Here is a 24,682-nt window from a genome sequence, read left to right as displayed (position 1 = left end):
CTATTCGGCTCGCTGTGCCATCAGATACCCACGTATCCGATCGGGTGTATTAAGTTGGTCAGAACCAGAGACCTGGCGGCATACGGAAAGCTGTGAATGTAAGTGATGTGACTCGTCTGCGAAAGTCGTCCACAGCGCGTAACGAAGGGGTTGGCTGCCCGGAACGGGTGCAATACTGAGCGGTTTACCCTGTTTTTCAAAAAGCAAATACTGCCCCTCTTTCGCCCGCTGAAGCGAAAGATGTCCATAAAGTTCCTGAATGTTTTCAAAAACACTAAGTACCTTACTCTCAACATCAAGCGCAAAAAATGGCCCCAGGCTGTCGGCAGCGAGCATTTCTTTAGTTTCGGTCAGAGCTGGTTTGTGGAATTTAATACTGCGAATAATTTCCCGGTATTGATTATGATAATAATCGCTAAATTCGCCCGGACATGTGCCAATATAACACACCAGCTTTTGTCCGCCAGGATGGTCACCGAGCAAAATCACCGTCTGCTTCTGAAAGATGGCTGAGTTATCATTTTTAAATTGATAAAAAAGCTCTACCGCCGGGTGACCATCAACAGAAGTCATCTGAGAGGATTCAAGACGAAAATCGGGCACCGTGATTTCCAGCTCTCGTACCAGGCGAGTTGCCGCATCATGAACTTTATCTTCATGTTTAGCACTCGCACGAGAAACAACAAAAGTAAACTCGCTTGCTCCATTATCACTCAGGGTAAATAAATTCATTGTTCTGTCTTTAAATACATCGGGTAAGGCGAGAGTTGCTTCCTGAAGAATATATTCGGCCATTCTGATCACTCTTACTTATTGGCATTAATTACAAAAAAACCATCTACTTCCTGCTGGATTTCACCCTGAAGGGATGCGCCAGGCGGAACGATGACGTTTCGTCCATCATCAGGGTTCAGGTGCAACTCGCCGGAAAGTGTATTAATTTGTGCAGTCTGTTTTGCAGTAAAGTTAAAGTTATTACCAATGATATGAACGCTACCGTCTTTGGATAGCTCAAGGGCACTCTCACCACATTCCAGTCTCAGTGTATTCCCTGCGGAAAGTATAAAGTTGTTAACGACTTTATCGGTTCGACTCTTACCCGTCAGGCATATCACATCGCCTTTAATCCCTGATTTCTGGTTTTTCGCTACCCGTAACATTTCATCTTCACCAACAAACTGGGTACGATTTTTTTCAGTAGAATGCGACTCGTCGTTTTTGACGTTAATATCCAGATTCCGCTCGGCCTGGATCCACACCTGCTCTGCGCCCGCCTTGTCCTCAAAGCGCAGGGCGTTGGCGTTGTCCACGGAGCCGTCCTTCGTCCGGCTCATAAAGCCCATCTGCGTCGCGGCAGCCGGCAGCGCCCACGGCGGCATGCTTGCTTCGTTATAGACACGACCAGTGATAATCGGACGGTCCGGGTCGCCGTTGATAAAGTCCACCACCACCTCATCGCCGACGCGCGGGATCTGCACCCCGCCGTAGCCCTGGCCCGCCCAGGCGCTCGACACGCGCACCCAGCAGGAGCTGGTGTCATCGCCCTTCGCCAGACGGTCCCAGTGGAACTTCACCTTCACGCGGCCATATTTGTCCGTCCAGATACTCTCCCCCTGCGGTCCCACGACTTTCGCCGTCTGCGGGCCGTAGGTGCGCGGCCACGCCGTGCTCTGCGCCGGACGGTAGGACACCGACGCCGGGATAACGGTGAAATCGGTGCGGTGAATGGTTTCCCCCTCACCGCTCGCGTAGCGGTTCTCCTCGAAGTGGTAACCCGCCGCCGTCACCAGATACTCGCCGTTGTCACTGAAGAACGGCGCGTTGGTCAGGGTAAAGATGTGGCCCGGCGCAATGCCCGCCGCCGTGGCCGTCGCCTGAATCTGCTGATGCTCCACCTGCCAGCGCTCCTGACGGATTCGGGCGTAGAACTCCGCATGGCCTGTCTCCACAAAGCGGCCCGGCCAGTCGTACACGTCGATGCTGCCCGGTTTCGGGGACGCCGGGTTCTGCTGCGCCTGGAACAGCCACGCGTTCGGCTTGCGGAAGTCATAGTCGTCGAGGCTGTAAATTCCCGGCGTGACGCTGTCCTCCAGCGCCCACTGGCTGATGCCCTCTTCATCCGTACTGCCGCCGGACGGCGTCTGATGGTAAGGAATGACCTCATAGCCGCTGAACGGCTGGTGCTGTGTCGCGGCGTCGGTCAGTACCAGGGTATGCTTGTCGGCCTCGTGGCTGAAGTAGAACGCAATCCCCTCCAGCTCCATCAGGCGGCTGATAAAGTCCAGGCTCGATTCCTGATACTGCACGCAGTAGTCCCACACCCGGTAACTGCCGGTGAGTTTGTCTTCGAGGTTAACCTGATGCTCACCCAGCAGGGTTTTGACAATCTGCGGTACCGTCTGGCCCTGGAAGATACGCAGGTTACGGTCGCGCTTCATCGGCCACAGGTCCGGCTCCACCGTCAGCTGGTACACCGCGTAGCGGGTGCCCGTCAGCTCCACGGCGCTCACCGCCACGCGCGTCACCTTGCCGTTGATATAGCGGGGGGTGAGCAGGTTCTGCGTGGGGATGGTCACCGTGACCGGCTGGCCCAGCAGCTTGCTGCGGTCAATGCGCGCGTCCGTACCAAGCAGGGTCAGCGTCAGCGCGAACGACTCGGACATCGCCTCACGGCCGGAGAGTTTCCAGAAAAGCAGCCCCTCAACCGGGAGCTGGACGGTAATTCGGTTGAGCATAATCTTTATTCCGTAATGGTTTATGCTGGGAACGTTTATGAACGTAAAGCTAATTTCGACGAGGTGGTTTTGGATTGATGCAATGCTGGGTTGATTTGTCTGGAGGTACGAACTTTCGTATTTATAAATCCAAAGAGTGCAGGCTTATGGAAACTCCGGAAAAAACCTTATCTCTGGCTTTTATGACAGTTGTGCAATCACTTAACCGGCGCAGGTGGCCACACGCCCCCTTTCTGAATAAGTTTCTCTTTTATTTCATTTAACTTCTCGTATTGCTCGCTGCCTCTATCAAGTCCACTCAGCGCGTCCGCAAGCGCATTGCTCATTGACCAGCCATTTTTAGCCTTAACTGACGGGTCCGCTCCACGATCGAGCAGTAACAAGACATGATCGTAAGCCTGGTTATCCAGCGCATCAAACACCAGCGTTTTACCCAGTGAATTGGTTGCATTGACGTCAGCTCCGCTATCGAGCATGGCTTCCAGCGTCTCTGTATTTTTCGCTTTTAGCGACTGGAAGATGATGGGTTCGTGGAAGACCTTATCTTTCACATTGGGCGAAAGGCCACCGTCCAGCATAGCGTTGATCCAGTCTGCGCTGTCCCCCTTCAGGGCAAATTCGGCAGGGCTGCTTTTTCCCTGCGGTCGAGGCTGGAGCGGATCTGCGCTGGCCTTAACAAGCAACGTAATCACCTTTAAATGGGGCGATGTTTTTTTATCATTAATCGCGTTGCCGATGGCCCAAAAAAGCAGGGTCATATCCTGCTTTCCCGGTTTATTAAGATCGCTTTCTGGTGCAAGCGTCTTCACCGCGTCGACATCACCTTCTTCAATCGCTTTCGCCAGTTCAAGCTGCTGACCGCTGAAGTAGTCCTGTGGATTAAGGTCCATATCCTGCTTACACCCCTGAATCATGAATAAAAAACATAACGCGACAAAAGCCATCAACCGTTTTTTCACAATCGACTCCCGATTATCGAAATATCCTCGTCCTTCTGTTGCTCTATGCAATCAATCGCCTGATTAATCCCGTGGCGGTCCAGCGCGCTTCCGGTTCCACCGGGAAGATCGTGGGGTATTCCGGCAGCATTAGGGCTCAGCGCAGAGATTTCCTCTTTGAGGATCCACGAAGGGACATGCCCTTTCATCGTTTTCAGATCCTCCCAGGGGTTAACTTCCTGAATCTTCGTCAGCAGCTCACCTTCAACCCGATAAGCCTGGATATTATCCGTACTGCCTAATATCTTACCGCCGTATTTTTCTACGGTTCCGGCATTCAGGCCGGCGGCGTTGAACGTCCACCCCGCTTTCCCGCTGCCCATAGAGGTTGCAGAGGCGAGGCCACCGCCAAGGGAATGACCGGCAATATCAATATTCTGGCCTGACCTTGCCAGCTCCTTACCGATACTCACGGCCTTTTTATAATAATCTGAAGCCATACCCATGCCCTGTGAGAAGTTATTCGACCAGTCAGCCCCGTTTACCACCGGCGCCAGCTCCCCTTTGGTCAGTAAAGAGGAGACATTATCAGACAGAGAGGCGAAACCAGGCTCGCGCGATCCCCTGAATACCAGTGTGGGGTTCATATCTGTACCAAACACTTCCGGCTTCGGTTGATAGACGCGCGCCAGAAAATTGGGGGACGTATCATCGTCAAAGAGCATTGATTTGTTCAGCCCGAACTTTCCTAACAGCGCATCGTCATTACTGATATCCGTCCACCCCTCCGGCACGCCCGGTGTGGTTTCCAGCGGGTTCACAGTCTTATAAATATTTTCCGCAAGCTTCGCTTTTTCCACCGCGATATTATTCGCCGCCAGACGCTTCGCGGCGATCTGGGCATCCGGATAAAGGCTATTGCTCCCCTTCGCAATCAGATCTTTACGCGCCTGCCAGCGCTCTGCTTTGGTCATCTTCTGAAGCTGCCCGGCATAGGTTTTACCGTCCTTGCCCGGAGTAGGTTCATCCGGCATCTGTGCCGTTTTAGATTTCACCACCTGTTTTGGCAGTACCGTTGGCGCAGGGCGAGATCCGTACGTTCTCACCATGGTTTCGTAGCGGTCGACAATCGTACTCACCGGATACCAGCCCAGGCCGACCAGCGAGGCAGCCTGGAGTTGTCCTTTGGCATTGATGTAAAAAATTTCCGTTACTGATGACCAGTCACGAAAACTTTCGTCAATGGCAACCACTCTGCCCATCTCTAAATCCTGCGCGATCAGCGTGCGGGTATCGCGCCCGGACTGATAAGGATTCGCACCGGTGATCGTGCGCAACAGATCGTAGCGCGTGAAGAGCGAGCGCAGCGAATGGTCGGGAACCGACATAATCCACTGTCCGGCAACGGACGGGCGGATTATTTTCGCAAACAGCGCTGGCGAGACGTTCTCGTGGAACAGATAGACAAACTTGATGTTATACATTCGCTCCGTCCTGTTACCCGCAGGCTTACGGATTCACCAGCCAGGTGCCTGGCTTCGCAATATCCAGCGTCTGGGTACGCGTTCTTCCATTGCCTTCCAGTTCAATGCGGGTCTCGCCCGCAGGCAATTTCAGCGATGCGTAACCGTTATTGCCCGGACGCAGCGCTTTAGACTCGCCGTTCACCTTCAGCGTCTCGCCATCAAGCATGCGGATGTAGACCAGCGCGACCGGGCTGGCGTCGACAGGCGGCGCACTCTGCTGCGCCGTAGCAGGTGGCGCAACCGGCTCGCTCACGTCTGCCGTTGCCGGTCTGGTTTCCGCCTGGGCGGAGGTCTCAGCCGGAGGGTTCACGGCAGGCGTTTGCGCCGTCTGCGCTGGCGTTTCCTGACTGTCGCCGCCGAACAGCATCGCACCGGCAACCACCCCAACCAGCACGCCCGCGGCCACCAGCCCCGGAAGCTTGTAACGTCGCCAGTCCAGCGCGGAAGCAGAGGTCTCCTCTTCCACCGGCACCAGCATCGTGCCGGTCTTCTTCGCGGTAAGCACCTCGTCGATACCGGCGACGGGCATCTCGATCAGCGCCGCGAACTCCTCAATGGATTGCGGACGGTCTTCCATATGCAGCGCCAGCGCCTTGTCGATGGCCTGTAGCAGCGGGATGGAATAGCCCTGCGGCATCAGCTCCACCAGCGGTTTGCAGGTGTCCTGAATCGAGCGCACCACGCTGACCGGTGGCGGAGAGCCTACGATAAGGGTGCGCAATACGGCGCCGAGCGCGTAGATATCCGTCCACGGCCCCTGCTCGCTTTCATTGTCGTCGGTATACTGCTCGATAGGCGCGAAGCCCGGACGCAGCATGGTTTCCGTCTCATCCGAGAGATTACCGATGGTGCGGCGCGCCGATCCGAAATCGAGGAGCACCGGCAGGCCGTTATCCTGAATCTGGATGTTATCCAGCGAGATGTCGCGGTGCAGATACCCCTCGTCGTGGATCGTTTTGATGGCGCCGAAGAGCATTGGCAGCATGCGGCGGATCCACGCCTCGTTAATCAGCTCCGGTTTCTCTTCGCGCAGACGCGACAGCGTGGTACCGCTGTAAAACAGCGTCCCCATATAGGCCGTGTCGTTTTGCACCCAGAAACGCAGTACGTGCAGCAGGTTCGGGTGGTTAAAGCGCGCCAGCAGGCGGGCTTCCTGGATGAAGCTGTTCAGACCGGCAGAAAACGCTTTGCCGAAGCGCTCGCTGCGCAGCACCAGCGTCATATCCTCGCCGCGCACGGCGAGGGAGGAAGGCATAAATTCTTTGATAGCGATAGTGCGTTCGAGCTGGTGATCCCAGGCGCGATAGACGATGCCGAATCCGCCGCCGCCAATCACCTCTTTTATCTCAAACTCATTGAAACGGTACCCGACCGGGAGCGCGTTTGGGACAGTCCGATTGTTATCATTATCCGTCATCTTTTACAGTTCTCTTGATGATTATTACGCGGCAAACTGACAGTGGAACTCGCCCTGCTCGCAGGTGACATGCAGACGTCGGTACTGCTCGTCGCTGCGGCTGGCGGTAAGTAAAATCTGGCTCATCTGAGGCAGCAACGTATTGGTCAAAATCGCATCCACCATACGCCCGCCCGACTCAACCTCGGTACAGCGCTGAACAATCTGTTCGACCACGCTGTCGTCAAATTCAGAAATAATGTTGTGATTCTCTTCCAGACGACGCTGAATGCGCCTGAGCTGAAGACGCACAATCTGCCCCAGCATCTCGTCGCTCAGCGGGTAATACGGCACCACCAGCAGGCGGCCCAGCAGCGCAGGCGGGAACACCTCCAGCAGCGGCTGGCGCAGGGCGCCGCTTAACGCGTCAGGCTCCGGCATCAGTTCCGGGTCGGCGCACATGGCTGCGATCAGGTCGGTGCCGACGTTAGAGGTCAGAATAATAATGGTGTTACGGAAATCAATGTGACGCCCTTCGCCGTCCTCCATCCAGCCCTTGTCGAAGACCTGGAAGAAGATCTCGTGCACGTCCGGGTGCGCTTTTTCAATTTCATCCAGCAGCACCACGCTGTAGGGACGGCGGCGCACGGCCTCGGTTAAGACGCCGCCTTCACCATAGCCCACATAGCCCGGAGGCGCACCTTTTAACGTCGAAACGGTGTGCGCTTCCTGGAATTCACTCATGTTGATGGTAATGACGTTCTGCTCGCCGCCGTAAAGGGACTCCGCCAGCGCCAGCGCGGTTTCGGTTTTACCCACGCCGGATGGCCCGCAGAGCATGAATACGCCGACCGGTTTGTTCGGATCGTCAAGCTTCGCCCGCGAGGTTTTTACCCGACGGGCAATCAGATCCAGACCGTGACGCTGACCAATAACCCGCTGGTTCAGCGTGTCGGCCAGATTCAGCACCGCGTCGATCTCATTTTTCACCATCCGGCCCAGCGGGATCCCGGTCCAGTCTGAGACCACCGCAGCCACCACGTTCTCATCCACCGCGGCAAACAGCAGCGGTTCGTCACCCTGTAAGGTCTTCAGCGCCTGCTGCTGTTCTGCCAGCTGACCGCGCAGTTCAGCCGTATCCTCATCACCCGCCGCAAACAGCGCGGCACGCAGACGGATAATCTCCTGTACCCGCGTGCGCTCTTCTTCCCAGCGACGAGCCAGGGCTTCGCGCTGGGTTTCGAACGCGTCACGTTCGGCGGTTAAGGCCGCCACACGCGCCGGATCGCCCGCCCCCACGCGCGCTTCGCGTTCAGCAATCTCCAGCTCCACGTCCAGGGCCGCCAGGTGACGCAGACAGTCTTCCAGCTGGGCAGGCGGCGCGCTCTGGCTGACGGCCACGCGCGCGCAGGCGGTGTCCAGCAGCGCCACCGCTTTATCCGGCAGCTGACGCGCAGGAATATAGCGATGCGACAGTTTCACCGCCGCGCTGACCGCTTCGTCGAGGAGTAAAACCTGATGATGAGTTTCCAGCGGCGACACGGTGCTGCGCAACATCAGCACGGCTTTGGCTTCGTCCGGCTCGTGAACCTGTACGGTCTGGAAACGGCGGGTCAGCGCCGGATCTTTCTCAATGTATTTTTTGTATTCCGCCCAGGTGGTCGCGCCGATGGTGCGCAGTTGCCCGCGCGCCAGGGCAGGCTTGAGCAGGTTAGCGGCATCGCCGGTGCCCTGCTGACCGCCAGCGCCAATCAGGGTGTGGATCTCATCGATAAACAGAATAATTGGCGTGGTGCTGGACTGCACCTCGTTAATCAGCGCCTGGAGGCGCGCCTCAAATTCCCCTTTCATGCCCGCGCCGGCCTGAAGCATGCCGATATCCAGCAGCCACAGCTGAACGTTTTGCAGCGGCTCCGGCACGTCGCCGTCAGCGATACGCAGCGCAAGCCCTTCCACCACCGCCGTTTTCCCGACGCCGGCTTCCCCGGTCAGCAGGGGGTTGTTCTGGCGACGACGCATCAGAATATCGACCATCTGGCGGATCTCTTCATCGCGCCCTACCACCGGGTCGATTTTCCCTTCCCGGGCGCGCGCCGTCAGATCCTGACCATACTGCGCCAGCGTGCCCTGCGCAGCCGGTACTGCCCCGGCAGGCGCGTCCGCAGCGGCGGCGGCCTGCTGGCTCTCTTTGCTGCTGGCGCAAATGGCGTCGAACTGCTCGATCAGCACCTCGACGTTAAGACGGGTGAACTGCGCCGAAATGCTTTTCAGCACGTTAGCCAGATTCCACGTTTTCAGTATGCCGATCAGCAAATGGCCGCCGCGGATGCGGCTGACGCCAAACTTCAGCGAGCCGTAGACCCAGGCGCGCTCGACGGCGCTGTCGATATGCTCGGAAAGATCAGACACAGAACTCGCGCCACGCGGCAGGGCATCCAGCGCCGCCACGATATCGCGTGTCAGCTGCTGTTCATCAAGGGCGAAGTGACGGATGACCTGTTGCAGATCGCCATCCTGCTGCTGCATCAGCTGATGCAGCCAGTGCACCAGCTCAACGTACGGGTTGCCGCGCAGCTTACAGAAGGCAGTCGCGCTTTCCAGAGAGGTAAATAACAGCGTATCCAGTTTGCCGAAAAGCACGGCACGGCTAATTTCTGACATGTTAGTTTCCATTAACAATGATTCGGTATACGGAAGGATTATCGCTCTGCGCGATACACCAGATCGCCACGCGGAACAGGCTGAGGCTGAAGGCCGAGCCAGGTGTTGTACCCTAATCGCCCGGCGCTGCCGAGCGTGGCGCCCTGCACCGCATCGGCGCGCAGGATCACCCGTGTTTCCCATTCAAATTCCACCCCGGCGTACTGTCGCACCCAGTCGCGCAGCTCGGTCACCCACCCTTCGCCCGGCAGAAAACGGTTGTAGTCGTCTGCGCTCAACGGGCCAATCTCGAGCCGGAATTTATGCTGCACGTCGCGTACCGCAATGCCGAGAAAAGCGGACTCTCCCATGCGCGGCATACGACGCCCCTCGCCCAGCTGTGCCTGCTCCCGCGTTGAGAGCGGCATCCACTGAGGGACGTTGGCCACCAGCCTGACCGGCACGTTGAAATAGTTGCGCAGGATTTTCTCCAGCCCTTCCGGGTCCCGCCCGTGGCGGGTCAGGTGCCCGGCGTGAGTAAAGCGGGCGTGCGCGCTCAGGCTGCCTTTCGACATCTGGGCAGGCTGCCCCATGCCAATCAGCGATGCCAGATACCCTTCGAAGCGCCTGTTGTCGTTGCGATCCAGTGAAACGGCAGGCTGCGCGTCCGCCCAGGCGCGGTAGAACAGCAGCGTCAGGCGGTGGTGAAAGAGGTCGGCAAACGCGCTGAGGCTGTGATCCTGATGATGATGAATACGCTCGCGGGCATACTCAGTCATGTGCACCGGCAGCGGGCCGTTAGGACCAAACAGGCCGAAGCTGAGTATGGAAACGTCATGCAGTCCGTTCTCTTCCCGCTGCCGGACCTCAGCAACCGTTGACGGCGCAAAGCCCATTGAAGGCTGCTGACCAATACGCAGCGGCTCAAATTTAGGCAGCGGCGCGCGCCCCAGCGGGTAACGTTCACCGCCCTGGGCATCAATGCGTCTTAACAGCTGGAACAGATCATAGCGCCACGGCGTCTCGCGCACCCCGCGCCAGAACGCATCGGGCAGCGGCGTCAGGCGATGCACGCGCAGCGTTGCAGGGGCAACTTCACTCATACCAGCGCCCTTTTACCCATGCGCGGCGCCCAGTAGCCGATTTCACCACGCTGCTGGCTCTTGAGCGTGAACTCCGTAAAACTGTTGATGGAGACCAGGCGGGCAAAAAGGCGTTCCAGCACGCTGCCGAAAAGCCATGGGCTGGCGCCGGAAAAGGCGCGTTCGTCCACCGTCAGGGTGATGCCGATCCCGCGGGCGAACACCACCGGGCCGGGTTCAGGCACGCGGCGGTGCACCGGCTCCAGCACGCAGTGACGAACGCCATCCACCTGACGGGCAACCGGCGTCTCGGCCAGGTTGGCGTACAGCCCTAACAGCTGACGCAGCGCGGCAGCGCCCTCTTCGTTTTCGCTGTCCATCAGGCTGAGGTAGTTCATTTGCAGCTGGCTGATGAGCCGCCAGGTGCTGAACCCTTCCGCCAGCGCCGGACGCGGCGGCGTCGGGCCTTTACGCAGGGTTAACGCCTTCACCGGCATGGAGTCGGCCATAATAAACTGCCCAAGCTCCTGCTGGAGCATCAGCGGCAGGTCACGGCTGGTGCACAGCACCTCGGCGGAAATGTAGCGCAAATTCTCCTGCCACGGCGCGTGCTGCGCATCCACCAGCGAGACGAAGACCTCCGAGCCGATATAGCCCGTGCGGGTGCCATAGCGCAGCGCGTGTTCGGAGAGAACGCGCTGCTCACGGCGCAGGGAAAAATAGGCGCCGTAGTTGCCCGCGTCTCCGCTCCAGGTACTCCAGAACGGACGAAACGTCTGGTCGTCCCGCTGACCATCGGCGCTGGCATAGATTTTTTTCACGGCATAAATTTCATAATCCAGCGGGCGGATGTTATCCACCACCAGGTGGTATTCATGCTGGCTTTCGCTCAGCTTCTGCCGGGCCGCCACTTTCGGGAACAGGTTGATCACCGGCGTGCAGTGCAGCGCCAGGTGGCTGGCATCCACTACGCGCTCCAGCTGATCGTCGCTCTTGTCGAGCAGAATGAAGATATCAAACGCTTTTTCGTCTTCGCAGCGCTGGATCAGCTTGCCCAGCCCGCTCAGGCTGATGAAACGAAAACGCGCCGGGAACGCAAAGTACTCCTGCAACAGGCGATAGCCGTCGAAGTTGCGCAGATCGTCCGGGAGCAGCGCCTGGTCCGCATCAAAGCCTTCCTGACGCAGGGCGTCAGAAGACAGCAGCTGGCGCTGGGGCTGCTTGCTGACCGTCTGGCAGACAATACCCGCGTGGTGCTCCATCACCAGCTCCAGCAGCTTCAGCGCCTCGATGTCCGGGCCGCTTAAGAAGAACTCCAGGCGGTCAAAATCCAGATGCCCGAGATGCTGCGGGCCATCGCAGGCAATGCGGACCCGCAAGGCGCTGCTGATCCCCCGCTGGCTCAGGCCGAGCTGGGCCAGCGGCAGATCGGCGGGAACGCCTCCCAGTTCGATCCGCTCAATTTTTAACGGCAGCAGGTTGACCTCATGCGCCGTGGTATAGCTGCACGTAACCCCGGTCTTTTTCAGCGCCAGGCTGTCCATCATGGTGCCGCGCGGCACAGTAAAGCCTTTACTCAGGTCGCCCCGGCTGCTGTCGGGCTGAATTTCAGCGATCGCCATCGACGGCGTAGGCGCCAGATAATTTGGCGCAATCATCTCCAGCATACGCTGTGAAAAGCGCGGAAACTCGGCGTCCATTTTCATCTGCACGCGGGAGGTCAGGAAGGCGAAACCTTCCATCAGGCGCTCAATGTAGGGGTCCGCCACTTCGATGCCGCGCATGCCGAGCCGCCCCGCCACTTTTGGGTAGCGCTCGGCGAACTCTGCGCCCATCTCGCGCAGATAGGCCAGTTCACGGTTGTAATATTCGAGCAGTTTGCTTTCCATAATTACCCCGCATCCTTCAGTTCAAAATGGCCGTTCTCAAGATCGACGTCAGTGCGAAAGAGAAACTCCAGCGGATACGGCACGCACCACAGGCGACCTTTGATTTCGATAGACAGAACGTTGTGCAGATCTAACGAGGAGGTATCGGACACGCAGCGAACCTGAAGCCCCTGCGGCAGGATCCGCGGTTCAAAGTTAATAATCGCTTCGGTGAGCTTGCGCTGAATGTCGTGCCATTCGATATCGGACATTCTTTTCCCCGCCAGCGGCGCGACGCCAAAATTCACGACGGAACGGCTCACCTGCGTCAGCCCGCTCAGATCGCTGGAGGCATCGTGGTTGATGGTATTAAACAACCACTGTAAATCCCGCAGGACGTTACGACGCAGCGCGGCGTGGGTAATCAGATTGCTGTTGGCGGACTCGCGTTTTTTTTCCGGATCGTTATCCGTCAGACGATCCAGCAGTGAAGGCTGCATTTTGTCGCGCGCCCCCACTTTCTCCTGCCTGCTGCGGGCCTGCCAGCCGCTGCGCAGCAGATCGCCTTCGCCTGCGGGATTACTCATCCGCACCATCCGAGGTAAATGTCACCAGGCTCAGGGTAAGCAGCGGGCTTTCGCTTTGCTCGCTCAGCCAGGCTTTCTGCCCCATGCCTTCATACAGGGCGCCGTCATCGTCCAGCGGGAGCCACTCGGTGGTGCGCCCCAGCTTAACGCTGTCTGGCGCCCCGTCAGCAAACGGATAACGCGCCGGGATCTGACACACCTGCTCGGTGCCGTCCGTGAGGCGGACCAGCGCATGACGCCACACCAGATCGGTCACGCTGGCCGGAGCCTGAAAACGGATCGCGTCGATGGCGCAGAACGGCACCCAGAAATAACGGCCATTGACCAGGGTTTCACACACCGGCCCCAGACGGGCATCGCCGTCCATCAGCCATTCAAAGGTGTGGCTCTCTTCATTCTCCAGCGTGACCTGCCCGCGGCTTGCCGGGGCCTGTTCGAGTGCCGCCAGGCGCAGCGTTTGCGCTTGCCCGGCGCTTTCGGTCAGCGCCTGGGCTAACGTCGTCAGCCACGGCCACTGCGCCTCGGGCATTGCCGGTCGTACCTCTCCCGCGAACACGCGCGCCCGCTGCTGTTCACCCTGAATGGCCTGCTCCAGCAGCGTTACGGTCGGTTTTGCCTGCGGCTTCAGCGCCAGCCAGCTTTTCAGCTGGGTCAGGGCGCGCGCCCAGTTGCCGCTGAGGATCAGAAACTGCACAAACGCGGCGCGCAGATCGGCATCCGCCGGACGGGCTTTGATATCGGCTTCCAGGCGAAGCAGCGCGTCGCTAATCGACTCGCCCGCCAGACGTTGATAAAGCGTATTCATAGCCCCTCCTTAATTCGCCGCGCGCCAGGCGCCCACTGCCGGATCGCGCAACTGCGGGCGCAGCGTGTCAATCAGAACAACGTTCAGCTCCGCGCCCGGTGCAACCCATGCGCTCCAGATTTTCTTCACCTCTGCGATACGCGCCTGAAGTCTGGCGTCGTCGCTGGCGATCTCACGGGTGATTTCCACCGCCACCGTGCCGTTGCTCTTCCAGCCGTTCAGGGTGCTGTCGTACGGCAGGATCATCCAGCTCTGGTCGCTGTTCTGGGTGCTGAAGACCATGCGCTCTTTGTTGACGGAGGTGATCAGCGCCTTTTCAGGATCGACCGCGTTGTTCAGCCCCATCACCGGGAAGCCGTGAATGTAGGTGACCGGAATCGCTTTCTGCGTCCCGTTACGGTTCTGCGTCACCACGGTGTGGCCGCTGAGCCAGCTGCCGTTGCCGCAGCGGGTGGTGTCGGAATCCGGAATAAACAGCGCTGGCGCGGAGGAACCGCCCTCCCAGAAGGTGCGCAGATGGCAACCGTCCTGAAGGGTGAACTCCTGCCATGGCGTACGATCTGCCGCCACGGTGTGCGTCTCCGGATTCTGGTCAGGCGGCAGCAGCGCGCCTGAGGTGGCGGTCGTTGCCGCCGCCGTTTCCTGCTGCTTCACCACCAGCGCCCAGTCCTGCGCTTTAGCCGCTGTGCCCCGGGCAAGCGTCGTGCCTTCCGGATCGTTAAGCGTCCAGTTCAGGGTATTCAGCTTGCTGCACTGGTGCTCCAGCAGCGAGCCAAGGCGCGGCACGAAGTTTTCCAGCACCGAAACCTCTTTCTTGCCGTTCGCCACGATACGCAGCGCCACGTCCGCCTTACACCAGCTTTGCGGCGTATTGTCTTTAATGTTGTCGATCCAGATATCCAGCTTCTGCGCAGGAGACTGCACGATGCGGAAGTTTTCAGCCTGTGCGGTGGTCGCCACCGTCAGAAGAGCCAAACCCGATAGCCAAAGTTTCATATCAATCCTTGTGTGTCTAATCAGTTCCGCAGGGAAGAAATTGTGCTGCGTCAGAGAGCGTATGCAGCAAAGTGGTGTCCTGAGGGTTGCCCATCCACACCGCCACGGCGGTATAGTTATCCTGAGCATTGCCCTCCTGTTCGGCATTCTTTTGAATGATTTGGTTCATTAAGGTCAGCCACTCCTGTGGCGTATTGACCATGTGCAGCGACTGCTTCATCTGCTCTTCGCTGACGCCGTGCCAGAAACCGTCGGTGCAGAGCAGGAAGGCATCACCGTCCTCAACCTGCACGACATCGCTGTAGCTCGCTTCCGGTCCGCCATTCTCAATACCCAGCGCCAGATACAAAAGGTTGCTGTTGAGATCGTCAGTCTGATGCCCGGCATCTTTCATCTGCTGGACGAGGCTGTGATCGGTGGTGACATGCCACAGCCAGCCGCGGCGAAACAGGTACAGGCGGCTGTCTCCGGCGTGCGCCCAGTAAGCCAGACGGTAATCCCTGTCGATAAACAGGCTGACCAGCGTGGTGCCCATCCGGCGATAGTCCTGCACGGCCTGTTGTTCGCTGAGAATGGTGCGGTTCGCCGTTTGGACGTAGTCACGAATATGCTGCGCATTCAGGTGCTTGTCGCCATCAAAGCGGGAAATAATGCTGTTGCGGGCCAGCTCAGCGGCCACCTCGCCGCCCGGCAGGCCTGCGATGCCGTCACAGACGACAAAGCAGGCTGAACGTTCCCCGATGGTTTCTCCCGTCTGATCCTGGTTGCTGGCGCGCGTCCCCTGGCGGGAGAGAGAAGCCGTTGCGATATTCATTTTTCTTCCGATCCGCTTTGTGAGTCTTTGTACTGATTGACCTCCATGTCATAGGCATGGAGGAAGGCTTCGCCAAACAGGGTATGGAAGTCGTCCTCGATCTCGCCCGCCGTCTCGCCATAGCTGCGAACGAAATAATCCCACAGCGCGGCTTTACGGCTGCCCGGCAGCGCCAGGCGTGACGTCATCCCGTTCTGCTTAGCCTGCTCCTCCAGCTGTTCCGGGTTAAAGGATTGCAGCATGGCGGCGATAATGGCGCGGATACCAGAGATCATCCCTAGCTGGTGTGCCTGGAGATCGATCAGCGCATCACGCACCGATTTGGTCGGCGGCATAAAGCCCGGCATCGGCGTGCCGAACATCTGGATAAGCACCGTTTTCCCGGTCGGCAACAGTTTGAACGGGTTGTTCGCATCGTCGAGCACCATGGTCATATCGGCTTTCACCCCACGCTTGAGGATGGAGCGCGAGGAGAGCAGCGCCACGGTCCCCTGCGAGAACATGCCCAGGATCTGCCCCAGCTGACGCATATTTTCCCGGTCGAATTGCGGTACCGGCTGCATTTCGCTCAGGCCCATGCCCTCCAGCAGCGCCTCCAGCAGTTCGCCCTGAAGCACCTCGCCCCGCTCGCCGGTCTGCGCGGAGGCAGCAGGCGATGCAGCGTTTTTAACCGGGTCGATACGCAGGCGGCCTTTAGGCGCCTGCGCGTTGCTGCGCGCCACGGCCTGCGGTGTTGGCATGGTGAAGCCAGCGTAATCAGGGCGCGCGGGCTCCTCTTCCGCGCGCGGCGCATCCTGTGGTTCAGTCGGTTCCGGATCGAACAGCGGTGAGCTGGCCAGCGCATCCTCTTCCTGTGCGGCTTGCGGTTCAGGCTTTGGCTCCGGCTTATCGGCCACGATTTCATCCGGATGGGTTAACGGCGCGCCGCCCATCAGGCCGAGAGGGTCATCGTGACGCGCGGCAGGTGCGCTCGCCGACCCGCCAAACAGGGCTAACGGATCGAGTTCGTCCGACGCCTCTTCCTTTGGCTGGGCAGGTTTGCTTTCGTCCGGCTGTACCAGCGTTGAAGGGGTGACATCGTCAAAGATGCTCTCTTTTTTAAACAACGCTTCATCGCTAAACAGCGTGTCCGGGTCAACGTTTTTACGTTCAAGCGACGGTTCGGCGTCGTTAAACATTGCCAGCGGATCTTCGGCATTCCGCTCCGGGGCCGCAGGCTGAGAGAACGGATCGTGGGATGCGGCGGGCTGTGGTTTTGCCCGGTTGCTGGAGATGCTGTCGGAGATGGAAAACTCCTGCATCAGGCTGTCCCAGATTTCCGACGGCACGGCCGTAGGTTCAGCTTTTCCACGAGGCGCGGCGCTGGCCGGTTTCGGTTGCGGCGCTGGTGCAGGTGTCGCCACTGGGCGCGCCTGCTGCATGCTGGCCGCCATGCGGCTTACGGGCTGGGTGTCATGAATGAGTTCGCTGACTTCAATGCGATAATCATCAATACCGAGAATATCCCCATCCTGAAGCTCAACCTGACGCCCACGCTCCAGCGGGATATCATTCAGTACCACGCGGGTAACGCTGCCGCGGTTCGTGACGCGGCATTCGCCACTGGCGTCGACGTGAACGATGGCCTGCAAACGCGAGATGGTGCGGTCATTGTCCGGCAGCACCAGATTGTTATCCGTACCGCGCCCAATGGTGCCGCCCGGGGCATAAAAATCACAGCTGCTTTGCGGCGGCTGATGACCGGGTTTCGTAGAAATAATCGTGAATCGCATGGCGTATTCCTGCTGGTATGATTAGCGCTCAAACGCTGCCGCTCTCGGGGGTGAGAACGGCGGGGTTTGGGGGTTAAGGGCTGATTAAAGCTATTTGACTACATTCAGGAAAATAATGCCGATAAGCAGCCATAGCGTAAAAAGTAAGGCCTGAGCTTTATAGCGTCGATGCAGTTTTAATATCCAGCCGATTCTCTCTTCCGGTAAAGCCTGAACGAATTTATAGGCATCGTCCTGAACATTTCTGTCTTTGGTAAATTTCATCTTCACGCCTTTGCGAAGACGAACAAACCAGATTATTTTTTGATAGTTCGCCAGCGAACCAAAAAATGATGCGTAATTTGTCACCAGATCGAGATCGTAGCCTTTTTGCCTATATTCTGAAAGAAGCTGATTATATTCGGCCTCGTGTTTTTTAAAATAACGGGAACTGATGAAGTCCATAATTACGACAAGTAAAAATAAAACAACAATCAGAAATAAAAGAATATTTTCTAAATTCACCATAGCTTATCCATGACATATTCAGTTGCTCCACCGGCAACTTCGCCACCAATGTATCCACCCGCAGCGGCGCCTACCACAGAACACGCGAGCAACCCTACACCACCTGTTGCCACGCCCAATGCAACACATACGCCAGCCCCAGCCATGGCGCCATATTTTCCGCCATAAATCCCGCCCGCAAGACTGGCGCCAAATTGACTGTACTTCTTAACGGCGACTTTGGAACAACTCTGCTCTCTACCTACTGTACAGGCATCGTAAACTTCATTGGTTGTGTTTGCACCAGCGAAGCCGATAGCAAGCCATCCTCCCATTTTCAGAAAACGGGCAGCTTTTGAAGCATTGTCTACATATGTTGAATACCCTCGTATCGAGGCAACACCCGCAGTACTCCATTCGTGGACAATTGACCTGCTTGATAAACCTAAAGCGTGCTTGATTTCTTCATAAGGTTTCAGTTTCAGCGTTAGTCTGGACAGCTTATTTAATAAAACGTCCAGCTCAGAAAAAAGTTTTTGCCTTTCAACAAAAAACTGCTGCCCGATCAATGTGCCTTGCGTTCTGTATTGATTTTGATAAGCCAGTTCGATAGCTTTTAATTTCTTTTCTATTTCGCTAAAGTACCTTTCACCTGCATCAGCAACCACCCCGAGAGATTTATCCATAAAATTAGTTAATGCTGCGATGGTACTAAAATGCTTGTTAAAGAAATTAGCTTCATCTGTATTCAGTTCTGCCAATGCTCCATTAACCTTTTGCTTTGCATTTTGTAATTGTTTTAGCTGAACCGCATTTTCAGCACCCGGAGCATTAAGGATCAATATTTGCCCGGGTTTTAACCACCGTGTGTCCCTGTTCACTTGCATAAAATAACGTGCCGCTTCACTGTCTGGTTTATTGAACAGTAGTCTTGCCTGGAAATCTAACGTACCAGCCTGCTGAACAACACAATAACCAGGAGCAACCGTTGATTTTACGCTCATATTGACATCCCTTTGCAAACGAAATTAAGTCTCTGTAAATAATGACCGGGGAAAACTCCCCGGTCACGCGCGCAATTACGCTTCTTTATTTTCTTTGATGTTCCAGCCAGCGCTGCTTTCAGCACCTTTACCACCGGCAGTGGTCTGCTCCCAGTACTGCTGTTTCACTTTCGCAGCCTGGAATGCATAGGTCACGCCAACGGTATCGCCGTTGTCTGCACCCGTGTACTGAACGGAAGTCACGAGAACGTCTTCCAGGGTGATGCGGGTGTATTCAACCTGCTGACCACCCGCTTTGCAGACGGACAGTTCAACTTTGGTCAGGTGTTTACCGCTTGCGCAGTGTTTCAGGATTGCTGTAGTGGATTTGTCGATCAGAGCGTTAACGTGCAGATCGTTAAAGTTCACTTTACCGGCACCGCCGCCACCGCCAACGCTCATATTACCTGGCTGGGACGCGCCCCAGGAGAAGGAGGTAATATCAGTCCAGCCGGTGTGGTTAGAATCTTTAGATTCGCCCGTAACACCCTCGACCTTCAGAAACATATCAATAGCCATAATATCTACTCTTCGTGGATGAACAATATTGCTTTCGAAAAAGCCCTTATATGGCAAACAGGAAAGCATGGGGCTGAATAAAACCGTCCATATTTTACCTCTGCCTCATATCAAACGACCCGTGTCATTTGACAGTCTTACATTCCCCCTGAACGAAAGGAAAGAATGTGAAGTCTTATACTATTGTGGATTATCCTGAATCCAGGTGCGGTCAGGATCGCCAATGATGAGCTGCGGAACCAGTTTATTCAGTTCGTCGCTATGATAAAGACGTAGACAATTTAAGGTTACGCCTTTTACATCAGGTTTGCGCTCCGAGTGGAAACCATTAATTTGGTTTTTATACTTCCCAATAATGGCGTTAACTTTGTCAGTACCGTTTTCAGCATCAAACGGTATCCATTCAATAAATGCACTCGCACTGCGGGCCGCATCAGCAGAAAATTGACTGCCTTTATCTGCCACCTGCGCAAGGCAGCGCGCCAGGACAAAATCTTTTACCACCTGCCGGTATGTTTGCTGCTGATAAAAATCAACGTAAGGGTTGTCACCGCGAGCAGAAAAAGATAAGCAAGTGAGCAAAAGAAATACGGACTTTAGACACCTGAATATAATTATTTTAATTCCCAAAACCAGATTTCCTGACAGTACGGAAAGCAATCGGAGTTACATATAAACGAATTATTACTCAGAGGCTCGATAAGGTCGATATGACCACCGCCATACCCATCAATTTTATTGAAGAAAACAACACCTTTTCGGCCCAACATTGAGCGTGCACCAGCCTCGCGGTCTTTAAAGATTTCTGCCTTGCCCAACACATGGGATTTTTAAAGCTGATCGGCAAGTAATTTTGCGCCAGGCTCGATTGTTTTTCCCTTATAGGGACCGGTCTTTATGGGTAAACGCCCTGTAAATTCAACATTGCATTTTAACAATGCCAGGCTCATTCTTACCGCACAGGTATTTTCGTATGCCGGTTGTTGCTTGATAATCGTCGAATAATCGTAGCCAATTTCTGAAAAAACCTGTTCACCCGAGGCAAAACCCGCGCGTGTGTGATTTGAAGAGTAATGCTGACGTTTAAGTTGTTCGTATAATGGTCTCATTTGTCACTCTCCTTTCTGCACGGGCGTAATTCTTTCATGCCGTCAATGATGATTTTTGAAGCGCGCTCCTCGCCTTGCTGTTTCGATAAGTTCGCAAAACGAGAATAGAGAAACTCATGTATTGTATTTGGCAAAAAAGGCTTGCCCTTGCACCATGCAGTGCCCTCAGACGCGTCGACTACGCCGAGAAGATACATATTTGCCTTAATGCGTTCACGTTCATTCGTTTTCGACAGCCAGGCTTTAGCAAAACGCTCTGCACTCAGATCTAAATCGTACCCTGTTAACAGCGTCGGATCGCGTTGGAAGTTTGATGTGTCATCCTGAGGCAATGCTTCCGCTTGAGGGTATTTGTAATTTCCAGCGTCCGCGCTTGCGAGAGTAGAAACTGCCAGCAAACTGGTCGCGATCAAAAGTATATGTTTCACCGTCTATCCTTATTCACTGACAGAAATAAGCTAAGCTCTTCCGCTCAGATGGCCGGCCCCTTCGGGCCGGCAATCGTCATTACGCGTCCTTCGTCTTCAGCGACGGCAGTTTAGATACCAGACGCAGGGAAACGGTCAGACCTTCCAGCTGGTAGTGCGGACGCAGGAAGAACTTCGCGGCGTAGTAGCCCGGGTTGTCTTCGATTTCCTGCACCTGCACTTCCGCCGCCGCCAGTGGTTTGCGGGACTTAGTTTCCTGGGAGGAGTTAGCCGGGTCGCCGTCCACGTAGTTCATCACCCAGTCGTTCAGCCAGCGTTCCATCTCTTCGCGCTCGCGGAAGGAGCCGATTTTGTCGCGCACGATGCACTTCAGGTAGTGAGCAAAACGGCAGCAGGCGAACAGGTACGGCAGACGGGAGGCCAGGCGCGCGTTAGCGGTGGCATCCGGGTCGTGGTACTCGGCCGGTTTTTGCAGGGACTGCGCGCCGATGAAGGCGGCGAAGTCGGAGTTTTTGCGGTGCACCAGCGGCATAAAGCCGTTTTTCGCCAGTTCCGCTTCACGACGGTCGCTGATGGCGATCTCGGTCGGGCACTTCATGTCCACGCCGCCGTCATCGCTTGGGAAGGTGTGGCACGGCAGGTTTTCCACCGCCCCGCCGGATTCCACGCCGCGAATCGAGGTGCACCAACCGTACTCTTTGAAGGAGCGGTTGATGTTGGCCGCCATCGCATAGGCAGCGTTTGCCCACGAGTAGCTGTTGTGGTTCGCGCCGTCGGTCTGCTCTTCAAAATCAAAGCTGTCGACCGGGTTGGTGCGAATGCCGTACGGCAGACGCGACAGGAAGCGCGGCATCACCAGGCCCAGATAGCGGGCATCTTCTGATTCACGCAGTGAACGCCAGGCAGCGTATTCGGTGTTCTGGAAGATTTTGGTCAGGTCGCGCGGGTTAGCCAGCTCCTGCCAGGACTCCATCTGCATCACGCCCGGCGCGGTGCCGGTGATGAACGGACAGTGGGCCGCAGAGCCGATGCGCGCCATCTCGCCCAGCAGCTCAACGTCCTGCGGGCTGTGGTCGAAGTAGTAGTCGCCCACGATGCAGCCAAACGGCTCGCCACCGAACTGGCCGTACTCCTGCTCGTAGATTTTTTTGAAGATCGGGCTCTGGTCCCAGCCCACGCCCTTGTAGCGCTTCAGGGTGCGGCCCAGCTCCTGCTTGGAGATGCTCATAAAACGGATCTTCAGCATCTCGTCGGTTTCGGTATTGTTCACCAGGTAGCTCAGCCCGCGCCAGGCGCTCTCCAGCTTCTGGAACTCCTCGTGGTGAATAATCTGGTTCACCTGCTGTGAAAGCTGCTCGTCAATACCGGCAATCAGGTTCTGAATGGTGCGGTAGGTATCGTTTGAGAAGGTCACGGTGTTTTCCAGCGCCTGCTGCGCCAGGGTTTTAACCGCGCTTTCTACGGCAGAGCGCGCCTGATCGGTTTTCGGGCGGAACTCTTTATTCAGCAGCGCGCTGAACTCGTCCTGGCTGAACGCCTGGCCCGCCTGCTGATCGTGTTGTTGAGTCTGGTTGCTCATCGATTATTCCTCGCTACCTTTCGCACTTTCGTCATTTTTTGGCAACTGGCTCAGGGATTTGAGCAGCGTCGGATCCTGGAGAATTTTCGCGATCAGCTCTTCCGCACCGTTTTTACCGTCCATGTAGGTCAGCAGGTTGGAGAGCTGGGTACGGGCTTCCAGCAGCTTGTTCAGCGGCTCTACTTTGCGGGCCACCGCGTCCGGCAGGAAGTCGTCCATGCTGTCGAAGGTCAGATCGACATTGAGCTTACCTTCGCCGGTCAGGGTGTTATCCACCTGGAACGCCACGCGCGGCTTCAGCGCCTTCATGCGTTCGTCGAAGTTGTCGATGTCGATTTCCAGGAACTTACGCTCGTCGACGGCTGGCAGATTTTCCACCGGCTTGCCAACCAGATCGGCCATAACGCCCATCACAAACGGCAGCTGAATTTTGCGTTCTGCGCCGTAGATCTCTACGTCGTACTCGATCTGCACGCGGGGAGCACGGTTGCGTGCGATGAATTTCTGTCCACTGTTACTCATTGCCATGATGTTCTCCATCAAAGATGCGCGGTGAAGGTGAAACGGCAGACTCCATGCCTGTCGTCATAATGCCAGGACGCGTCATTCGCGGCGTCCAAAGATGTTTTCCAGTTGGTTAACGCCGTCTGGCGCCAGGTCGCGAATAATGTCCATAAAGTTGAGTTCAGACAGCCGCTGCACCCGTTCAATCATCAGCGGTGCGGGATGGCTGGGTTCGTACTGCGCAAAATACTGTTTCGCTTTTTCCAGCATCAGCTGGGCGTCGGCGCGGCTGGTCACCTGCACGCTGCGCCAGTCCGTCACCTGCTGAACGGGCGACGCGGCCACCGGCTGCGGCTCGGCGTGCTGTTCAGCCTGCGCGTCACGGTTCGGCAGCAGCTTGCTGATATCGGTCACCTGACAGGCGCTGGAAACCAGTCCGACGGTTTTCAACAGCTGTTCCATCTCCGGTACGCCACTTTCCCCGAGATAGCCGGTAAGCAGTTCGCGGATGGCCAGCAGGCGTTCGTTGATCACGATTACCGCTTCGGTGCCGGGCTGATCGCCCCGGGCCAGCTCATCGATCAGTCGTGGACGACCGCCCGGATAATCCGGACACTCGGTTTTACTGCCGTCAAGCAGCGCCTGGGCGTCACGGAGCGAAATCTCATCGCCGTTTGAGCGGAGCAGTGAGGCGTTACGCACCGCGACCGTCAGGTCAGATTTATCACTCAGCCCGGCGAGGGCGTTGATGCGGTAGAACGGATCGGTTTCGCCATACTCTTCCAGCAGCGGGTAAAGTTGCTCCCAGTAACGGGACAGGGCTTCCTGCACCAGCACTAGCCCGTCGGCGTAACCTGCCAGCCCGCGACGACGCGTCCAGGCATGGGTTAACGCCAGCATGACGCGAAGATCTTTGGTGCGACCCAGCAGGCTGGTGGCGAGTTTTTCCACCGTGTTCCAGTCGGCAGGCTCTGCCGGAATGATGGTGTCGCCAAACTGCTGCTCGGCTTTACCCTGACTGGCCTGACCCATGGCCTGGAAATCAGCGTCGTACTCCAGGTTTTCACCGCAGGGGTTATCGGGGCTTATCGGCGCGAGAAATTCATCGATATTCATAAGATCCCTGCTTATTCAAACATAGGCGGGTAAAGACCGTGGCGGCCCGGACGGGCGCCGCCTGCCGGATCGAACAGCAGCGTAAAGAGCTGCCCGGTGAAGTTTCCACTGTGGACGTGGGTGTACAGCGGATAGCCGTCGCAGCGGTTTGTCCACCAGTAGCTGGTCTGGCGCAGCGGATCAAAACACTCCGCCGCCTGCGGCCAGCCCAGCGTGCTCTGACCATCGTCGTCATAGCCAATCACGTCGAGAATGTCGGAACGCTTTTGCGGCTCAACCGGCTGGGGCGCCGGGATGGTCATCAGCATTTCATCCAGCTGGGTGGCAGAATAGCTGTTACGCACCGCGTGCAGCCCCAGACGGCCAAGCTGCTGGTACCAGCTTTCAGCCTGCCCGAGCAGGCGGGATGACCATTCGGCGGGGGTGAAGCTCAGTTGCAGGCATACCGGATAGTGGCGGCCTACGCTGTCACGGCCTGGCAGCAGGCAGCCCATCTGAATCATCTGGCTACCGAGCATCGGCGGGACGACAAAGTTCCACACCGGGGCTTTTGAAAACGGGCGCTCGCCGCTGCGCTGCTCTTCCTGTTGCCAGGACAGCAGGCCGACCTGGAACCAGTGCGACCACTGGCGTTGCAGGGTATCCGGAAAGCGACGCTGCAAAAAATCTCCGGCGCTGGGTAATTTGCCATACCAGCTATAACGGTTCATCGCAGGGGTATTCGTCATACGGCTGTCCT

23 protein-coding genes are annotated in these 24,682 nt (G+C 56.8%); all 23 read right to left on the bottom strand.

Features of this window, described 5'->3' with window-relative positions:
• Complete coding sequence (locus O1722_RS09870; protein ID WP_017384286.1) at positions 1 to 795, bottom strand: DcrB-related protein; 795 nt, start codon at positions 793 to 795, stop codon at positions 1 to 3.
• Positions 796 to 806: 11 nt separating this feature from the next.
• Entirely contained in the window at positions 807 to 2,735 is a 1,929-nt protein-coding gene (locus tag O1722_RS09865; RefSeq protein WP_058686688.1) for a type VI secretion system Vgr family protein, read from the bottom strand.
• A 197-nt stretch (positions 2,736 to 2,932) separates the two neighbouring features.
• Entirely contained in the window at positions 2,933 to 3,679 is a 747-nt protein-coding gene (locus tag O1722_RS09860) for an ankyrin repeat domain-containing protein (protein ID WP_033486913.1), read from the bottom strand.
• An 11-nt stretch (positions 3,680 to 3,690) separates the two neighbouring features.
• Complete coding sequence (locus O1722_RS09855) at positions 3,691 to 5,157, bottom strand: Tle-like phospholipase domain-containing protein (protein WP_033486834.1); 1,467 nt, start codon at positions 5,155 to 5,157, stop codon at positions 3,691 to 3,693.
• Between the two features lie 25 nt (positions 5,158 to 5,182).
• Positions 5,183 to 6,616, bottom strand: a complete 1,434-nt coding sequence (locus O1722_RS09850) for a serine/threonine protein kinase (protein WP_033486833.1) — start codon at positions 6,614 to 6,616, stop codon at positions 5,183 to 5,185.
• A 24-nt stretch (positions 6,617 to 6,640) separates the two neighbouring features.
• Positions 6,641 to 9,256 carry a type VI secretion system ATPase TssH gene (tssH, locus tag O1722_RS09845; RefSeq protein ID WP_033486832.1) on the bottom strand — a complete coding sequence of 872 codons (2,616 nt, stop codon included), beginning with the start codon at positions 9,254 to 9,256 and terminating at the stop codon, positions 6,641 to 6,643.
• 38 nt (positions 9,257 to 9,294) lie between these two features.
• Entirely contained in the window at positions 9,295 to 10,338 is a 1,044-nt protein-coding gene (gene tssG / locus O1722_RS09840) for a type VI secretion system baseplate subunit TssG (RefSeq protein WP_032653904.1), read from the bottom strand.
• Positions 10,335 to 12,206, bottom strand: coding sequence for a type VI secretion system baseplate subunit TssF (gene tssF / locus O1722_RS09835; RefSeq protein WP_033486831.1), 1,872 nt, complete (start codon positions 12,204 to 12,206; stop codon positions 10,335 to 10,337). The genes tssG and tssF overlap by 4 nt, the downstream gene beginning before the upstream one ends.
• Positions 12,207 to 12,208: 2 nt before the next feature.
• Positions 12,209 to 12,772, bottom strand: coding sequence for a type VI secretion system baseplate subunit TssE (tssE, locus tag O1722_RS09830; protein WP_015570336.1), 564 nt, complete (start codon positions 12,770 to 12,772; stop codon positions 12,209 to 12,211).
• A complete protein-coding gene (locus tag O1722_RS09825; protein WP_017384294.1) occupies positions 12,765 to 13,577 on the bottom strand; it encodes a type VI secretion system accessory protein TagJ in 813 nt (270 codons plus the stop codon). The genes tssE and O1722_RS09825 overlap by 8 nt, the downstream gene beginning before the upstream one ends.
• A gap of 9 nt (positions 13,578 to 13,586) precedes the next feature.
• Positions 13,587 to 14,573, bottom strand: coding sequence for a hypothetical protein (locus O1722_RS09820; protein ID WP_033486830.1), 987 nt, complete (start codon positions 14,571 to 14,573; stop codon positions 13,587 to 13,589).
• A 16-nt stretch (positions 14,574 to 14,589) separates the two neighbouring features.
• On the bottom strand, positions 14,590 to 15,387 hold the full coding sequence (locus O1722_RS09815; protein ID WP_003859969.1) for a PP2C family protein-serine/threonine phosphatase: 798 nt from the start codon (positions 15,385 to 15,387) through the stop codon (positions 14,590 to 14,592).
• Positions 15,384 to 17,159, bottom strand: coding sequence for a type VI secretion system-associated FHA domain protein TagH (gene tagH / locus O1722_RS09810; protein WP_015570335.1), 1,776 nt, complete (start codon positions 17,157 to 17,159; stop codon positions 15,384 to 15,386). The genes O1722_RS09815 and tagH overlap by 4 nt, the downstream gene beginning before the upstream one ends.
• Positions 17,160 to 17,249: 90 nt before the next feature.
• Entirely contained in the window at positions 17,250 to 17,666 is a 417-nt protein-coding gene (locus O1722_RS09805) for a hypothetical protein (protein WP_015570334.1), read from the bottom strand.
• Complete coding sequence (locus O1722_RS09800) at positions 17,660 to 18,649, bottom strand: hypothetical protein (RefSeq protein WP_015570333.1); 990 nt, start codon at positions 18,647 to 18,649, stop codon at positions 17,660 to 17,662. Before O1722_RS09800 ends, O1722_RS09805 begins: the two co-directional genes overlap by 7 nt.
• Positions 18,650 to 18,724: 75 nt before the next feature.
• Entirely contained in the window at positions 18,725 to 19,207 is a 483-nt protein-coding gene (locus O1722_RS09795) for an Hcp family type VI secretion system effector (protein WP_014884229.1), read from the bottom strand.
• Between the two features lie 180 nt (positions 19,208 to 19,387).
• Complete coding sequence (locus tag O1722_RS09790; RefSeq protein ID WP_223230143.1) at positions 19,388 to 19,837, bottom strand: T6SS amidase immunity protein Tai4 family protein; 450 nt, start codon at positions 19,835 to 19,837, stop codon at positions 19,388 to 19,390.
• Positions 19,838 to 20,037: 200 nt separating this feature from the next.
• The gene (locus O1722_RS09785; protein WP_238138736.1) at positions 20,038 to 20,316 is read right to left on the bottom strand and encodes a type VI secretion system amidase effector protein Tae4; all 279 of its coding nucleotides are present in this window, start codon (positions 20,314 to 20,316) and stop codon (positions 20,038 to 20,040) included.
• Positions 20,313 to 20,744, bottom strand: coding sequence for a Rap1a/Tai family immunity protein (locus O1722_RS09780; RefSeq protein WP_033486829.1), 432 nt, complete (start codon positions 20,742 to 20,744; stop codon positions 20,313 to 20,315). Before O1722_RS09780 ends, O1722_RS09785 begins: the two co-directional genes overlap by 4 nt.
• Positions 20,745 to 20,823: 79 nt before the next feature.
• Positions 20,824 to 22,323: a type VI secretion system contractile sheath large subunit gene (gene tssC / locus O1722_RS09775; RefSeq protein ID WP_006810956.1), complete on the bottom strand. Its 1,500-nt coding sequence runs from the start codon at positions 22,321 to 22,323 to the stop codon at positions 20,824 to 20,826.
• Positions 22,324 to 22,326: 3 nt separating this feature from the next.
• Positions 22,327 to 22,851 carry a type VI secretion system contractile sheath small subunit gene (gene tssB / locus O1722_RS09770; RefSeq protein WP_008502644.1) on the bottom strand — a complete coding sequence of 175 codons (525 nt, stop codon included), beginning with the start codon at positions 22,849 to 22,851 and terminating at the stop codon, positions 22,327 to 22,329.
• 75 nt (positions 22,852 to 22,926) lie between these two features.
• Entirely contained in the window at positions 22,927 to 23,943 is a 1,017-nt protein-coding gene (gene tssA / locus O1722_RS09765) for a type VI secretion system protein TssA (protein WP_017693278.1), read from the bottom strand.
• 11 nt (positions 23,944 to 23,954) lie between these two features.
• Positions 23,955 to 24,671: a type VI secretion system-associated protein TagF gene (gene tagF, locus O1722_RS09760; RefSeq protein WP_032671638.1), complete on the bottom strand. Its 717-nt coding sequence runs from the start codon at positions 24,669 to 24,671 to the stop codon at positions 23,955 to 23,957.
• Between the last annotated feature and the right edge of the window lie 11 nt (positions 24,672 to 24,682).

The sequence above is a fragment of the Enterobacter cloacae complex sp. HYC003_NIDB genome (assembly GCF_056673375.1).
The sequence above is the reverse complement of the archived record's forward strand: the minus strand, read 5'-3'. Positions and strand labels throughout refer to the sequence as shown.

Bases quoted from the DNA above. Each gene is read 5' to 3' on its own strand.
- tssA (WP_017693278.1), bottom strand. From the start codon at position 23,943: ATGAATATCGATGAATTTCTCGCGCCGATAAGCCCCGATAACCCCTGC.
- O1722_RS09865 (WP_058686688.1), bottom strand. From the start codon at position 2,735: ATGCTCAACCGAATTACCGTCCAGCTCCCGGTTGAGGGGCTGCTTTTC.
- tagH (WP_015570335.1), bottom strand. From the start codon at position 17,159: ATGCGATTCACGATTATTTCTACGAAACCCGGTCATCAGCCGCCGCAA.
- O1722_RS09820 (WP_033486830.1), bottom strand. From the start codon at position 14,573: ATGAAACTTTGGCTATCGGGTTTGGCTCTTCTGACGGTGGCGACCACC.
- tagF (WP_032671638.1), bottom strand. From the start codon at position 24,671: ATGACGAATACCCCTGCGATGAACCGTTATAGCTGGTATGGCAAATTA.
- O1722_RS09855 (WP_033486834.1), bottom strand. From the start codon at position 5,157: ATGTATAACATCAAGTTTGTCTATCTGTTCCACGAGAACGTCTCGCCA.
- O1722_RS09795 (WP_014884229.1), bottom strand. From the start codon at position 19,207: ATGGCTATTGATATGTTTCTGAAGGTCGAGGGTGTTACGGGCGAATCT.
- O1722_RS09870 (WP_017384286.1), bottom strand. From the start codon at position 795: ATGGCCGAATATATTCTTCAGGAAGCAACTCTCGCCTTACCCGATGTA.
- O1722_RS09805 (WP_015570334.1), bottom strand. From the start codon at position 17,666: ATGGTGAATTTAGAAAATATTCTTTTATTTCTGATTGTTGTTTTATTT.
- O1722_RS09815 (WP_003859969.1), bottom strand. From the start codon at position 15,387: ATGAATATCGCAACGGCTTCTCTCTCCCGCCAGGGGACGCGCGCCAGC.
- tssH (WP_033486832.1), bottom strand. From the start codon at position 9,256: ATGTCAGAAATTAGCCGTGCCGTGCTTTTCGGCAAACTGGATACGCTG.
- tssC (WP_006810956.1), bottom strand. From the start codon at position 22,323: ATGAGCAACCAGACTCAACAACACGATCAGCAGGCGGGCCAGGCGTTC.
- tssG (WP_032653904.1), bottom strand. From the start codon at position 10,338: ATGAGTGAAGTTGCCCCTGCAACGCTGCGCGTGCATCGCCTGACGCCG.
- tssB (WP_008502644.1), bottom strand. From the start codon at position 22,851: ATGGCAATGAGTAACAGTGGACAGAAATTCATCGCACGCAACCGTGCT.
- tssF (WP_033486831.1), bottom strand. From the start codon at position 12,206: ATGGAAAGCAAACTGCTCGAATATTACAACCGTGAACTGGCCTATCTG.
- O1722_RS09800 (WP_015570333.1), bottom strand. From the start codon at position 18,649: ATGAGCGTAAAATCAACGGTTGCTCCTGGTTATTGTGTTGTTCAGCAG.
- O1722_RS09860 (WP_033486913.1), bottom strand. From the start codon at position 3,679: ATGGCTTTTGTCGCGTTATGTTTTTTATTCATGATTCAGGGGTGTAAG.
- tssE (WP_015570336.1), bottom strand. From the start codon at position 12,772: ATGAGTAATCCCGCAGGCGAAGGCGATCTGCTGCGCAGCGGCTGGCAG.
- O1722_RS09785 (WP_238138736.1), bottom strand. From the start codon at position 20,316: ATGAGACCATTATACGAACAACTTAAACGTCAGCATTACTCTTCAAAT.
- O1722_RS09850 (WP_033486833.1), bottom strand. From the start codon at position 6,616: ATGACGGATAATGATAACAATCGGACTGTCCCAAACGCGCTCCCGGTC.
- O1722_RS09825 (WP_017384294.1), bottom strand. From the start codon at position 13,577: ATGAATACGCTTTATCAACGTCTGGCGGGCGAGTCGATTAGCGACGCG.